Raw genomic sequence first — 13,624 nt, 5'->3', positions numbered from 1 at the left:
TTTTTCAGCAACTTACAAAAGCGGTTAAAATATTTACAAAAATACAGGAATTCCTTTATTGACCTTTACGTGAACGTAAACTTTGCTTAATCTGTAAAGAGTTAAAAACAGCGGATTTTTATGAATAGCAAACAGACATATTCCATAAGCGAGCTAGCGAAAGAGTTCGCGTTAACCACGCGAAGCATCCGATTCTATGAGGATCAGCAGTTGCTCTTTCCGACAAGACGTGGGCAAACACGTATCTACAGCACACAAGATCGCGTGCGCTTGAAGCTGATACTGCGTGGTAAACGCCTTGGGTTTTCTCTAGCGGAAACCCGGGAGCTTTTTGCGCTGTGGGATGAAACGCTGACTGGAAGTGAAAAGCAGCTAACTCTGCTGTTGGAAAAAATTAATGAAAAGCGCTCGGAGCTGGAACAACAGCTTCAAGATATCGCTATTTTGCAGCAGGAATTAGATAACGCTGAACTCCGCTGCCATGAAACATTGCTCGAACTAAAACAAAAACAACAAAGAGCCGGTTAATCGTTCATCCCTACACTTGATCCTTAAGTGATCTGTGGATAAATCGACACACCGGTAACAAGGGTACGACTATGATCTCACAGTATTCCAGCCTGAATTTTGGCCTTGGTGAAACATTGGATATGTTACGTGAGCAAATAAACCATTTTGCTGCACAAGAGATTGCACCAAGAGCAGAACAGATCGATAAGGATAATGAGTTTCCTCAGGATCTATGGCGCAAGTTCGGTGATATGGGGCTGCTTGGTATCACGGCTAAAGAGGAATATGGCGGTGTCGATATGGGCTATTTGGCTCATGTGATCGCCATGGAAGAGATCAGCCGTGCCTCCGCGTCCGTTGCCCTCTCTTATGGCGCTCACTCCAATCTTTGTGTTAACCAGATTCATCGCAACGGTACCGAAGAGCAAAAGCAAAAGTACCTGCCTAAATTGATCAGCGGTGAACATGTAGGTGCATTGGCGATGTCCGAGCCCAATGCGGGTTCTGATGTGGTCTCTATGAAACTGCATGCCCGCGATAATGGCGATCACTACCTGCTGAACGGCAACAAGATGTGGATCACCAATGGCCCCGATGCCAACACTTATGTGATCTACGCTAAGACTGATCTACAGGCAGGTGCTAAAGGCATTACCGCGTTTATAGTCGAACGAGATTACCCAGGTTTCTCCCGTCATCAAAAGCTCGACAAGCTCGGGATGCGTGGATCAAACACCTGTGAATTGGTCTTCGAAGATTGCCCAGTTCCGAAAGAAAACATCCTAGGCGAGCTCAACGGTGGTACCCGCGTACTGATGAGCGGTTTGGATTACGAGCGTTTAGTATTAGCTGGTGGCCCCTTGGGGATTATGGCTGCGGCGATGGACATTGCGGTCCCTTACATTCGTGATCGTAATCAGTTTGGCCAAGCGATCGGCGAGTTCGAACTCGTACAAGGCAAGATCGCCGATATGTACACCCTGATGAACACCAGTAAGGCCTATACCTACAGCGTTGCCCAAGCAGCGATGCGCGGAGAACCCAGCCGAAAAGATTGCGCGGGGGTGATCCTCTATACCGCCGAAACCGCAACAAAAATGGCACTGGATGCGATCCAGCTATTGGGTGGTAACGGTTATATCAATGAATTTCCAACCGGCCGTTTACTCCGTGATGCCAAGCTCTACGAGATAGGAGCAGGTACCTCAGAGATACGCCGAATGCTCATCGGTCGTGAGCTGTTTATGAATAAGTAAGCCATCAACAGGCGACTAGGAGACTATCTATGGCTGTTCTGCACACAACAATAAATACACAGGCAGAGTCATTTAAAACCAACCAACGCAAAATGCGCGCGGCGGTGGCTGATCTAAAAGATAAAATTGCAGTAATCGCGCAAGGCGGTGGCCCTGAGTATCAAGAGCGCCACAGAGCACGCGGTAAGTTACTGGCGCGCGAGCGTATCGATCAACTGTTAGACCCGGGCTCAGCTTTTTTAGAGATAGGTCAACTCGCGGCTTATCAGGTATACGAGGATAACATTCCAGCGGCGGGCGCAGTCGCCGGTATCGGCCAAGTGTGCGGCCAAGACTGCATGATTGTAGCCAATGATGCCACGGTCAAAGGCGGTACTTACTTCCCACTCACGGTGAAAAAACATCTGCGTGCGCAAGAGATCGCAGAGATGAACAATCTGCCCTGCATCTACTTGGTTGATTCTGGCGGCGCTAACCTGCCTCAACAGGATGAAGTGTTTCCCGATCGCGATCATTTCGGCCGCATCTTCTACAACCAAGCACGGATGTCTGCCAAAGGTATCCCGCAAATTGCCGTCGTCATGGGGTTATGCACCGCTGGGGGAGCTTATGTGCCAGCCATGGCTGATGAATCCATCATCGTCCGTGATCAAGGTACGATCTTCTTAGCAGGTCCTCCCTTGGTTAAAGCTGCGACAGGTGAAGTCGTCACCGCCGAAGCACTTGGTGGTGCCGATGTGCACTGTAAGGTCTCTGGGGTCGCCGATTATTACGCCGACAACGATGCCCATGCACTGCAACTCGCCAGACGCTGTATCGCCAATAGCAACCGCGTTAAACAAACCAACTTACAACTACAAACACCGCAGCCTCCGCTTTATAACGAGGAGGAGATCTATGGCGTGGTCGGTACCGATCTGAAAAAGCCGTTTGATGTCCGCGAGGTGATTGCCCGGATCGTGGATGGCTCTAATTTCGATGAATTCAAGCAACAGTTTGGTACAACCTTAGTAACCGGTTTTGCGCATATCTGCGGCTATCCTGTCGGCATCATCGGCAATAACGGGATTTTATTCAGCGATTCCGCTCAGAAAGGCGCGCACTTTATCGAACTCTGCTGCCAGCGAAAGATTCCACTGCTGTTCTTACAGAATGTCACCGGTTTTATGGTGGGCGAGAAAGCCGAATCCGAGGGGATCGCCAAACACGGTGCAAAAATGGTGACCGCAGTAGCTTGTGCCAACGTACCTAAAATCACTGTGTTGATTGGCGGCTCTTTTGGGGCAGGCAACTACGGCATGTGTGGCCGTGGTTATAGCCCTAACTTCCTCTGGATGTGGCCTAACGCTCGAATCTCAGTGATGGGTGGCGAGCAAGCCGCTGGTGTTTTATCAACAGTTAAACGCGACCAACTTGAGCGCAACAACCAAAATTGGAGCGCTGAAGAAGAGGCCAACTTTAAGCAACCGATCATCGAGAAATATGAGCAACAAGGTCACCCCTATTACGCCAGTGCACGACTCTGGGATGACGGTGTGATCGACCCCGCTCAAACCCGTGAAGTGGTTGCGATGAGCCTATCTGCGGCCCTCAATCAGCCAATTGAAGACAGTAAATTCGGCATCTTCCGGATGTAAGGAGGCGACTATGACTAAGCCAGTAGTGTTATTAAATAAAGCCCAAGGCGTAGCGCATCTCGTGATTAACAAACCTGAAGTGCATAACGCTTTTGACGATCAGATCATCTCGCAATTGTTAGGTCATTTAGAGGCCTGCGATAAAGACCCAGAAGTACGCGTTTTGGTCCTACGGTCTGAAGGTAAGAACTTTTCATCCGGTGCCGATCTTGGCTGGATGAAGCGCATGGCCAAAAACAGCTATGACGACAACTTTGATGATGCCAAACAATTAGCTGCTTTGATGCATCAACTGGATACCCTCAGCAAACCTACGATCTGTTTAGTACAAGGCGCAGCTTATGGTGGTGCGGTAGGTTTAGCTGCATGCTGTGATTTCGTGATCGCCACCGAACAGAGTCAGTTCTGCCTGAGTGAGGTCAAAATTGGCCTGATCCCCGCCGTGATCTCGCCTTATGTGATCCGTGCAATGGGCTCAAGACAGGCTCGACGCTATATGATCAGCGCCGAATCCTTTTCTGCCTGCGATGCCCATCATTACGGTCTAGTTCACCAAGTCGTGGCCACAACCGAACTACTCGATGATACCTGCCACCAATTGATCAATCAGTTGCTGCAAAACAGTCCGCAGGCGATGGCCGCTGCCAAACATTTAGTCGCTGCCGTCAGTGATAATCATATTGATATACATTTGATCACCGACACAGCCAGACGGATCGCCGAGATAAGAGTCAGTCCCGAAGGCCAAGAGGGCCTGAGCGCCTTTTTAGAAAAACGAAAGCCAGAGTGGGTAGAGTCATGAGCGAAACACAATCGACGGCACTACCGCGGAAAATATTAATCGCTAACCGCGGTGAGATCGCCTGTCGTGTAATTAAAACGGCACAGCGCTTAGGTATTCGCTGTGTAGCGGTTTACTCTGAAGTGGATGCCAAGGCTAAGCATGTTCATATGGCTGATGAGGCCTATCTACTCGGCCCAGCCCCTAGTGCTGAGAGTTATCTGCGCACCGATAAGATTTTAGAGATCTGCCGTACAGCCGGTATTGAAGCGGTACACCCAGGCTATGGTTTTCTGTCTGAGAATGCTGAGTTTGCGACCGAGTTGGAACGTCACGGCATTACCTTTATCGGCCCACCAGCCAGCGCAATCACGTCTATGGGCTCTAAGTCCGCGGCCAAAGCGATTATGTCGAAAGCCGATGTGCCTTTGGTTCCGGGTTACCATGAAGACGATCAAGATCCACAGCGCCTGAAACAAGCGTCGATAGACTGCGGTTATCCACAGCTGCTAAAAGCAGTGGCTGGCGGTGGCGGTAAAGGGATGCGTGTGGTTCGCTCTGTGGATGAATTCGATAGCGCTCTAAAAGCCGCGCAGCGAGAAGCGCAAAACTCTTTTGCTAACCCCGATATGCTGATTGAGCGCTATCTTGAGCAGCCACGTCATATCGAAGTACAGGTCTTTTGTGATCAACATGGCAATGGCGTCTATCTGGCCGATCGAGACTGCTCTATTCAGCGTCGTCACCAGAAGATCATAGAGGAAGCACCCGCTCCTAACCTAGCGGACGAAACTCGCAAAGCTATGGGTGAAGCGGCTGTGCGCGCAGCTCAAGCCATCGATTATGTCGGCGCAGGTACAGTCGAGTTTTTATACGACACCGATGGGTCATTCTATTTTATGGAGATGAACACCCGTCTTCAGGTGGAGCACCCTGTGACAGAGTATGTCACTGGCGTCGACCTCGTAGAGTGGCAATTAGCGATTGCGGCGGGGGCAAAGCTTCCGCTGACTCAAGATCAGATCAAAGCCAAGGGTCATGCGATCGAAACCCGTATCTACGCCGAAGACCCTGCGCAAGATTTTCTGCCGGCGACAGGCACTTTAAAATACTTATTCACACCCGAAGAATCTGACTGTGTCCGCATCGACAGCGGTGTCCGCAATGGTGATGAGGTCAGCCCTTATTATGATCCTATGATCGCGAAGCTGATTGTTTGGGGTGAAGATCGAAATGCCGCAGTTTTACGTTTGAATCGAGCCTTAGCGGAATATCGTATCGCCGGTTTAAAAACCAATCTACAGTTCTTAAGAGATCTAGCATCAGCACAACCTTTTGCTGATCTCGACTTAGATACTGGGTTTATCGAACGCCACTACGATCTACTCTTTGCCGAGCCAGTTATAGATCGATCACTCTATCTCGCCATCACTGCAAGTCTGTTTGGGCAGTTAAAAACTCAAGACCAATCCGAGAGTCATGCTTACCCTTCTCCGTTTACGGCATTGCGTAACTGGCGCTTGAATATTCCGTCGGTTCGAAGCCTTCAGCTACAGCAGGGTGAAGAAATCCATGACATAAATATCGAACAACGGGCAGAGACAGAACTCGTTACTGTTGATGAACAGCAATATGCCATCAGCCTAACGCATCAGGATGACCAACTTCGAGTTCAAATTGATGATCAACAGCTACAGATGCACTTTTTCCGTGATGGTAATGAGCTTCACCTGTTTCATCACGAACTCTGCTTCCAATGCAGTTTGCATCAAACCACGCACGTTTCTGAGCAAGGGAAAGCCGATCACTCACTCACCGCACCCATGAACGGTGTCGTCGTCGAGGTTTTAGTTGCACAAGGTCAATCGGTACAAGCCGGCGAAGCCTTAGTGATCATGGAAGCGATGAAGATGGAGCACAGTATTTCTGCACCTCATGCAGGCTCAGTCAGCGAAGTTTTCTTTGCCGCAGGAGATCTAGTCGAAGAAGGCGCGGAACTACTCGAGCTGGAATTCTCCAAAGAGGAAGCCGCATCATGACGTTGCCAAAGCAGGTCCGGTTGGTCGAGGTAGGACCTCGGGATGGCTTACAAAATGAGCCCGGCAATATTATCCCAACCGATATCAAGATCGATCTGATCAATGCGCTGTCTGATAGCGGTTTACGCCACATTGAAGCCGCTAGTTTTGTCTCCCCAAAGTGGATTCCGCAGATGGCGGATGGCAGTGCCGTTATGTCGGGCATCAAACGCCATCCCGATGCGATATATGCTGCGCTGACGCCTAACCTTAAGGGCTTGGAAAAAGCACTAGAAAGCCAGTGTGATGAAGTCGCTGTTTTTACCGCCGCTTCAGAAGCGTTTACGCAAAAGAACATTAACTGTTCCATAGCCGAAAGCTTAGAGCGGTTTACACCACTGATCGAAAAAGCCAAAGCTAATAACATCCCTGTTAGAGGGTACGTTTCGACGGTATTGGGTTGCCCCTATGCAGGCGAAATTAATCCTAGCCAAGTGACGAGCCTCTGTCGCGAAATGATCGAAATGGGCTGCTATGAGATCTCTCTGGGTGACACGATCGGTGTCGGCACACCTCTGAAAGCCAAGCAGCTATTAGAAGCTGTCACCAAAGAAGTACCTATCCAACAACTGGCTGCACATTTTCACGACACCTACGGCCAAGCTCTAGCCAACATCTATGCGGTACTTGAAGAAGGGATCAGCGTTATCGATACCTCTATCGCTGGCTTAGGCGGCTGCCCTTATGCCCAGGGCGCATCAGGTAATGTTGCCACCGAAGATGTGCTCTACATGCTCAATGGCCTTGGCATAGACACCGGCGTGCAACTTGATGAACTCATAAAAGTGAGCCACTGGATCAGCCAGCAGCTGCAACGCAGTAACGGCTCTAAAGTCGCCCTAGCCCTCACTCCTAAATCATCTATTTGAGAAACAACATGAATCCACAACCGTCTCACCTTACGGCGTTAGATCTACCTCTGCCTTCACAAGATCAACTTCCAGAAGTGTTCCAGAAGTACTTCGCTTTATGCGAGGACAAGCTGGGATTGATCCCCAACGTACTGAAAGCTTATAGCCACAATATTGCTCAGCTAGAAGCATTTTCCAGTTTGTATAACGAGTTAATGTTAGGTAAAAGCGGACTCAGCAATTTAGAAAAAGAGATGATCGCGGTAGCCGTTTCAGCCAGTAACGCTTGCTACTACTGCCAGGTCGCTCACGGTGCTGCTGTGCGTGAATACTCTCAAGAACCCACCCTCGGTGAACTGCTGGTGATGAACTACCGTGTTGCCGAACTCTCGGAACGACACATCGCTATGCTCGATTTCTCGGTAAAGCTTACCGAATCACCCCACCGCATGAATGAAGATGACCGCCAACAGCTAAGAGATGTCGGTTTTAGTGATCAAGATATCTGGGATATCGCCAATATCGCGGGTTTCTACAACATGACCAATCGAGTCGCGAGCGCTGTGGATATGCAACCCAATCTGGAATACCACAGCCAGCATCGTTAAAGCTCAGCCTGAAATACACATAGACCTAACAACAAAAATAGAAAAGGTTTATCCAACATGTCCGATCGACACAGTTACACTCAAGGCTCTAAAACCGAGCCCTTATTGGATATCACCATTGGTGATCAATTTGATTTAACGGCAAAAAAATTCCCCGATAACGATGCACTGATCGTTCGCCATCAGAATATTCGCCTGACCTACGCGCAGTTACAGCAACAGGTAGATCAGGCTGCACGGGCATTTCTGGCCATAGGCGTTTCGAAAGGCGATCGAGTGGGTATATGGTCCCCTAACTGTGCGGAATGGACAATAACCCAGTTAGCGACGGCTAAGATTGGTGCGATTCTGGTGAACATCAACCCGGCCTATCGCACCCATGAATTGGAGTACGCACTTAACCAATCCGGCACTAAGTATCTGGTCTCTGCGGTGAGCTTTAAATCATCTAATTATATGGAGATGCTCTATGCGCTTGCGCCAGAGCTGAAAGCAGCGCAAGCCAGCCAATTAACCTCTGCTACGCTACCTAACCTCAAGGGCGTCATCAGCCTTTCCACGCAGGCTTTAGCAGGTAGTTGGTGCTGGCAGGAATTTCTAAATCGCGCAGATCAGATCAGTGCTGAGCAACTGAGCGCTGTGCAGGCGAGCTTAGATATTCATGACCCGATCAATATCCAGTACACATCCGGCACAACCGGTTTCCCGAAAGGGGCAGCGCTTTCTCACCACAATATTTTGAATAACGGCTTCTTTGTTGCCGAGAGCATGAAGTTCACCGATCAGGATCGCTTAGTTATTCCTGTGCCACTCTACCATTGTTTTGGCATGGTGATGGGTAACTTAGGCTGTATCACCCACGGTGCAGCGATGATCTACCCTGATGAGGGTTTCGAGCCGCAATCCGTACTCACTGCAGTGGCGGAAGAGCGTGCGACCGCATTGTTTGGTGTTCCTACGATGTTTATCGCAGAGATGGAGCACCCTGAATTTGAGCAGTATGACTTGAGTAGCCTGCGCACCGGCATTATGGCCGGATCAATCTGCCCTGCGGAGGTGATGAAAGCGGTCAATACCAAAATGCATATGCACGAGGTCCAGATCGCCTACGGCATGACCGAAACCAGCCCTGTATCCACCCAGACGGCTGCCGATGATCCGTTTGAAAAACGCGTCTCTACTGTAGGCCAGACCCAACCGCATATTGAAAGCCAAATTATCGATCCAGCTACAGGTGATGTTCAGCCAAGAGGCGAAGTAGGTGAGCTATGTACTCGCGGCTACAGTGTGATGCTGAAATATTGGAACAATCCAGAGGCCACGCAAAATGCGATCGATCCGCAAGGTTGGATGCATACCGGCGATCTCGCCATTATGGATGCTGAAGGCTACGTGCAGATTGTGGGTCGGATCAAAGATATGGTGATCCGTGGTGGCGAGAATATCTATCCGAAAGAGATCGAAGAGTTTCTCTACACCCACCCTGCGATTTCAGATGTCCAAGTCACCGGTGTACCCGATCCACAATTTGGCGAAGAACTGGTCGCTTGGATCAAACTGACGCCGCAGGCTGACAGCGTGACCGAAGAAGAGCTTAAAAGCTTCTGCCAAGGAGCGATCAGTCACTTTAAGATCCCGCGCTATTTCAAATTTGTCGATAATTTCCCGATGACCGTCACCGGCAAGATCCAGAAATTTAAGATGCGAGAGATATCTATCGAAGAGTTGGGGCTCGATGAGAATTAGATTAGATACAGGAAAAGCCGTGACTGAGGTTAATAAACATTATTCACAAGCATTCGATGGCGAGAAGATCATCCGCCAACTGCACTTATCTTATCCACAGGGACCAACTGCGTTTCAATTGGCCCCTATCGATCAGTTACATATTGGCGGAATCAAAGCCTCTATGAAGCTACTGCAACAAATAAAATTGTGCAGGCCGAATCGAGTATTGGATCTTGGCTCTGGATTGGGTGGTTTGATGCGCTTAATCGAGTCAGAACTGCGTATTAATGTGGTTGGACTGGATATAACCCACGAATTTAACCAAACCCATCAGCACATATCGCAATTATTACCCTCTTTTAACGCTCCTAAACTGATCACTTCCGATGCGCAGCAATTACCCTTTTGCAGCGATAGCTTTGACCTGATTATTTTCCAGCATAGTTTACTCAATATCCCCAATAGCCAACAAGCGTTGGCTGAATGTCGACGGGTTTTAAAGCCACAAGGTCGATTACTGCTACACGAAGTTATCCAAGGGGCCAATACCGGCGCAATGCACTTTCCCGTGCCTTGGGCGCGAGAACCGAGCAACTCCCACCTGATCACACAAACAGACCTAGAAAGCCTACTCGAACAAGCGGGCTTTATCATCCAAAGTTACGATGATTGGAGCCAAGAGGCACTCGCTTGGCGACAAAAACAACTAAGCAAAGAACAGCAATCCCAAAGCGAGACTGCCGCTGTATCACCCGCCATGATCCTTGGCCCTGAGTTTAAGAAGATGGGCAGTAACGTGGTTAAAAACCTTGAGCTAGATGCAATCAGGATCATCGAACTGGTCGCGCAAGCCGACTGCTGATTTTAAGTAAGCTTCAGAAATATATGCTGATAAGCAATATCTAGCGCTACATATACCAACAGCAACGACATCGTCCAATTTAAGCAACGAAAATAACGTGGATTGTGAATAAACTTACCTAATCGCGCGCCCATAAATAGATAACTACTCGGCGCGCCAAACGCCATTGTGGATAACAATAACGACCAAACAAAAATAGCGTAGCCCGATATCTCTGCTGCCGGAAACTGTACTGAGACTATCGGCAAGATCGCGATAAAGGCCTTAGGGTTCAGAAGTTGCAGGATCAATCCTTCTTTAAAGCTCATTGGGTTCTGATTAGCTTTCACTTCCGTCGTTGCCATGGCTGACAAAGCCACTTTGTAGGCTAAGTAGAGAATATAAAGGCTGCCCGCAGCACTGAGAAACAACTCGTAACCCGCGGTAATAAACCAAGCGCCGACATAGCCAAACAGTAAAAACAGCATCAGCATCGCACTGCCTACACCGAGGCTAAACGCCAATGCCGAACGGATCTGCCCATGTATACCGGCATTTAAGCTAAGTAGATTGCAGGGGCCAGGGGTGTACATCACGCCAAAGGCGTACAGGAGTATTTCAACCATAGTGATCAACTCGGATTACAAATAGAGATTTAAGGGGCTCGGAGGAGCCTTGAAATTAAGCGTTCAGAAAGTGCTTCTGATATTGCTTGGGCGTCATACCAAAGATCGGTTTAAAGCGCCGGTTGAAGTGACTCAGGTCGCTGAAGCCATAATCAAACACCACATCATCCAGCGCTTTGCCCTTCTCCAAATCTTCACGGGCGCGGTTGATCCGGCAGTTCAAAATATACTGGTGCGGTGTGATACCAAATTGCTGTCGAAACATCCGCAGGAAATGATACTTCGAGAGATTGGCTTGTTGGCTCAACTCTTCAAGCGAAACATCAGTTTGTAGATTGTGATTAATAAAATCCCGTGCTCGCAGAAGTAAGCTATCGACACGACGCGCCTTTGGATCCGCTTGGCATTCACCGTACAGCTGCGCAATCCGCGTTGCCATCTGATAGAGCTCACATTCTTGGCGAAGCTTATCTTCGGAACGATTCTCGATCAGCTGAACTAAGTGCAGAATATGCTGACAGAGTTGGGGATCATCCAGCAGGGTATCTGCCACACGAAAACCTTGGCTTTTGATACCGGCGGCTTGGAAGACAGGTGCTAGCTGATCAGGGTGCACATAGAGCATGCGGTACTGCAATTTATCATCGACACCAGAATGGCCATCGTGCACTTCATCTGGGTTAAAGACGATAATATTGCCTGGGTGACTGCGGTGAAATTGACCACGGGAGAAGAAGTCCTGACGACCACTCAGCGTAACCCCGAACGAATACTCCTCATGGGCATGGCGCCCATAAGAGAAATCGCTGATCGCGGCATTTAGAACGGTCACTTGCTCTAAGTGCTCACTTTTACTGTATTGAAACTGGTTATCCTGATTCATCACTCTTCACCGCTCTTGCTAGTATAAATCGCCTGCAGTATTACCTACAGTGTAGAGGGATGAGCAAAACTAATACTTGGATAAAATTGCGCACTTTAAGAAAAAATGCGCAGAGGGATACTGCGCTTATTCTTCTGCTTCGGCGCGTTGGCGTAAAACAAACTTCTGGATCTTGCCGGTCGAGGTTTTAGGTAGTTCACCAAACACCACCACTTTCGGCGCTTTAAACCGAGCCATATTGGATCGGCAAAACTCGATAACTCCAGCCTCGGTTAAACTCGCACCCGGCTTAGGTTTGATAAAGGCGCAAGGCACCTCACCCCATTTATCGTCGAGCTTGGCAACTACTGCCGCTTCCAACACTTCAGGGTGACGATAAAGCACGCCTTCGACCTCAATCGAGGAGATATTTTCACCGCCAGAGATGATGATATCTTTAGAGCGATCTTTGATCTCGATGTAGCCATCCTCGTGCCATACCGCAAGGTCACCCGAGTGGAACCAGCCGCCAGCAAAGGACGCATCAGTAGTCGGTTTGTTTTTTAGATAACCTTTCATCACCAGATTACCGCGCATAAAGATTTCGCCGATGGTTTCGCCATCTTGCGGTACGGGCTCTAAGGTATCCGGATCAGCCACCATCAGGTCTTCAAGCATAGGTGCTTTCACCCCTTGGCGAGCTTTGAGTCGGGCTTTCTCTTCGATGCTGTTGTCATCCCACTTATCGTGCCATGCACACAGCACAGAAGGGCCGTAGGTCTCTGTCAGGCCATAGACATGGGTCACATCAATTCCCATCTCCTCCATCCCTTGTATGACTGCAGCAGGCGGTGCAGCACCAGCGGTCATGACCTTAACTTTGTGCTCAATCCCCTGCTTGATCTCATCAGGCGCGTTATTCAGCATATTTAGAACAATCGGGGCACCGCAGAAATGATCGATCTTTTCTTCACGAATTAGATCGTAGATTTTCTCTTCGCGAACATGGCGTAGTGACACACTAGTGCCAACAGACGCAGCTAAGGACCAAGGGAAGCACCAGCCATTACAATGAAACATCGGCAGGGTCCAAAGGTACTTGGGATGACGCCCCATATCCCAAGAGACCACATTGCTCATGGCATTCAGGTATGCTCCTCGATGATGGTAAACCACCCCTTTTGGATCACCGGTCGTACCGGATGTATAGTTCAGCGTGATCGCATCCCATTCATCTTGCGGAGGCTGCCAAGCAAACTCAGGATCACCTTCTAACAACAGTTCATCGTAAGCGATGCTGCCAATCTGCTCACCCTCAGTAAAAGTAGAATCTTCGATCGCAATCACTAGGGGATCTATATCTGCCATCTCAAGTGCTTGTTTAACCAGAGCACCAAATTCGCGCTCCACCAGCACCACTTTGCATTCAGCATGCTGCAAGATAAATGCAATCGCCTCAGCATCCAGTCGCACGTTGATCGCATTAAGAACCGCGCCAGACATAGGCACGCTGAAATGCGCTTCAAATACTTCGGGAAGATTTGGTGCGATAACTGATACGGTATCACCCTTGCCAAAACCTCTTTTTTGCAGAGCACTGGCAAAGCGACGACAGCGAGTATAAGTCTCGGACCAACTACGGCGTGCGTCGCCATGCACGGTAGCAGTATGGTCGGGATAAACAAATGCAGCTCGTTCTAGGAAGCTGAGTGGAGTTAACGCAGCGTAATTGGCTTGATTCTTATCGAGCCCAATCTCGTAAGGGTTTTGGCTTGTTATCATTGTTATTATTCCTTTAGATGCCCACGCCAAAACTAGCATCAACTGATCAAAAAAACACCTTTCA

Annotated in this window: 12 protein-coding genes; 9 read left to right on the top strand and 3 right to left on the bottom strand. The window is 49.1% G+C overall.

Going from position 1 to position 13,624, the window contains the following annotated elements; translation table 11 throughout:
* Positions 1 to 120 precede the first annotated feature (120 nt).
* The 9 genes from ACMXYV_RS00370 to ACMXYV_RS00330 all read left to right on the top strand — a co-directional run bounded on the left by ACMXYV_RS00370 (position 121) and on the right by ACMXYV_RS00330 (position 10,311).
* Entirely contained in the window at positions 121 to 528 is a 408-nt protein-coding gene (locus ACMXYV_RS00370; RefSeq protein ID WP_415886455.1) for a MerR family transcriptional regulator, read from the top strand.
* 71 nt (positions 529 to 599) lie between these two features.
* On the top strand, positions 600 to 1,766 hold the full coding sequence (locus tag ACMXYV_RS00365) for an isovaleryl-CoA dehydrogenase (RefSeq protein WP_415889808.1): 1,167 nt from the start codon (positions 600 to 602) through the stop codon (positions 1,764 to 1,766).
* Between the two features lie 29 nt (positions 1,767 to 1,795).
* Positions 1,796 to 3,403 carry a carboxyl transferase domain-containing protein gene (locus tag ACMXYV_RS00360; RefSeq protein WP_415889807.1) on the top strand — a complete coding sequence of 536 codons (1,608 nt, stop codon included), beginning with the start codon at positions 1,796 to 1,798 and terminating at the stop codon, positions 3,401 to 3,403.
* Positions 3,404 to 3,413: 10 nt separating this feature from the next.
* Entirely contained in the window at positions 3,414 to 4,205 is a 792-nt protein-coding gene (locus ACMXYV_RS00355; RefSeq protein WP_415889806.1) for an enoyl-CoA hydratase/isomerase family protein, read from the top strand.
* Positions 4,202 to 6,223, top strand: coding sequence for an acetyl/propionyl/methylcrotonyl-CoA carboxylase subunit alpha (locus tag ACMXYV_RS00350; RefSeq protein ID WP_415889805.1), 2,022 nt, complete (start codon positions 4,202 to 4,204; stop codon positions 6,221 to 6,223). Before ACMXYV_RS00355 ends, ACMXYV_RS00350 begins: the two co-directional genes overlap by 4 nt.
* Positions 6,220 to 7,131: a hydroxymethylglutaryl-CoA lyase gene (locus ACMXYV_RS00345; RefSeq protein ID WP_415889804.1), complete on the top strand. Its 912-nt coding sequence runs from the start codon at positions 6,220 to 6,222 to the stop codon at positions 7,129 to 7,131. Before ACMXYV_RS00350 ends, ACMXYV_RS00345 begins: the two co-directional genes overlap by 4 nt.
* Positions 7,132 to 7,139: 8 nt before the next feature.
* On the top strand, positions 7,140 to 7,721 hold the full coding sequence (locus ACMXYV_RS00340; protein WP_415889803.1) for a peroxidase-related enzyme: 582 nt from the start codon (positions 7,140 to 7,142) through the stop codon (positions 7,719 to 7,721).
* A 57-nt stretch (positions 7,722 to 7,778) separates the two neighbouring features.
* A complete protein-coding gene (locus tag ACMXYV_RS00335) occupies positions 7,779 to 9,467 on the top strand; it encodes an AMP-binding protein (RefSeq protein ID WP_415889802.1) in 1,689 nt (562 codons plus the stop codon).
* The gene (locus ACMXYV_RS00330) at positions 9,457 to 10,311 is read left to right on the top strand and encodes a class I SAM-dependent methyltransferase (protein ID WP_415889801.1); all 855 of its coding nucleotides are present in this window, start codon (positions 9,457 to 9,459) and stop codon (positions 10,309 to 10,311) included. The genes ACMXYV_RS00335 and ACMXYV_RS00330 overlap by 11 nt, the downstream gene beginning before the upstream one ends.
* 2 nt (positions 10,312 to 10,313) lie before the next feature.
* Here ACMXYV_RS00330 and ACMXYV_RS00325 read toward each other — a convergent pair whose 3' ends face one another.
* The 3 genes from ACMXYV_RS00325 to ACMXYV_RS00315 all read right to left on the bottom strand — a co-directional run bounded on the left by ACMXYV_RS00325 (position 10,314) and on the right by ACMXYV_RS00315 (position 13,560).
* Positions 10,314 to 10,916 (bottom strand): LysE family translocator, encoded by a 603-nt coding sequence (locus ACMXYV_RS00325; protein WP_415889800.1) that lies wholly within the window; start codon positions 10,914 to 10,916, stop codon positions 10,314 to 10,316.
* Between the two features lie 55 nt (positions 10,917 to 10,971).
* Positions 10,972 to 11,799 (bottom strand): AraC family ligand binding domain-containing protein, encoded by an 828-nt coding sequence (locus ACMXYV_RS00320; RefSeq protein WP_415889799.1) that lies wholly within the window; start codon positions 11,797 to 11,799, stop codon positions 10,972 to 10,974.
* Positions 11,800 to 11,925: 126 nt separating this feature from the next.
* Positions 11,926 to 13,560, bottom strand: a complete 1,635-nt coding sequence (locus ACMXYV_RS00315) for an acyl-CoA synthetase (RefSeq protein WP_415889798.1) — start codon at positions 13,558 to 13,560, stop codon at positions 11,926 to 11,928.
* Positions 13,561 to 13,624 lie beyond the last annotated feature (64 nt).

It is taken from the genome of Neptuniibacter sp. SY11_33, assembly GCF_047778025.1.
Classification (GTDB): Bacteria; Pseudomonadota; Gammaproteobacteria; order Pseudomonadales; family Balneatricaceae; genus Neptuniibacter.
The sequence above is the reverse complement of the archived record's forward strand: the minus strand, read 5'-3'. Positions and strand labels throughout refer to the sequence as shown.

Coding starts and splice junctions, on each gene's coding strand:
- ACMXYV_RS00370 (WP_415886455.1), top strand. CDS start 121: ATGAATAGCAAACAGACATATTCCATAAGCGAGCTAGCGAAAGAGTTC.
- ACMXYV_RS00365 (WP_415889808.1), top strand. CDS start 600: ATGATCTCACAGTATTCCAGCCTGAATTTTGGCCTTGGTGAAACATTG.
- ACMXYV_RS00360 (WP_415889807.1), top strand. CDS start 1,796: ATGGCTGTTCTGCACACAACAATAAATACACAGGCAGAGTCATTTAAA.
- ACMXYV_RS00355 (WP_415889806.1), top strand. CDS start 3,414: ATGACTAAGCCAGTAGTGTTATTAAATAAAGCCCAAGGCGTAGCGCAT.
- ACMXYV_RS00350 (WP_415889805.1), top strand. CDS start 4,202: ATGAGCGAAACACAATCGACGGCACTACCGCGGAAAATATTAATCGCT.
- ACMXYV_RS00345 (WP_415889804.1), top strand. CDS start 6,220: ATGACGTTGCCAAAGCAGGTCCGGTTGGTCGAGGTAGGACCTCGGGAT.
- ACMXYV_RS00340 (WP_415889803.1), top strand. CDS start 7,140: ATGAATCCACAACCGTCTCACCTTACGGCGTTAGATCTACCTCTGCCT.
- ACMXYV_RS00335 (WP_415889802.1), top strand. CDS start 7,779: ATGTCCGATCGACACAGTTACACTCAAGGCTCTAAAACCGAGCCCTTA.
- ACMXYV_RS00330 (WP_415889801.1), top strand. CDS start 9,457: ATGAGAATTAGATTAGATACAGGAAAAGCCGTGACTGAGGTTAATAAA.
- ACMXYV_RS00325 (WP_415889800.1), bottom strand. CDS start 10,916: ATGGTTGAAATACTCCTGTACGCCTTTGGCGTGATGTACACCCCTGGC.
- ACMXYV_RS00320 (WP_415889799.1), bottom strand. CDS start 11,799: ATGAATCAGGATAACCAGTTTCAATACAGTAAAAGTGAGCACTTAGAG.
- ACMXYV_RS00315 (WP_415889798.1), bottom strand. CDS start 13,560: ATGATAACAAGCCAAAACCCTTACGAGATTGGGCTCGATAAGAATCAA.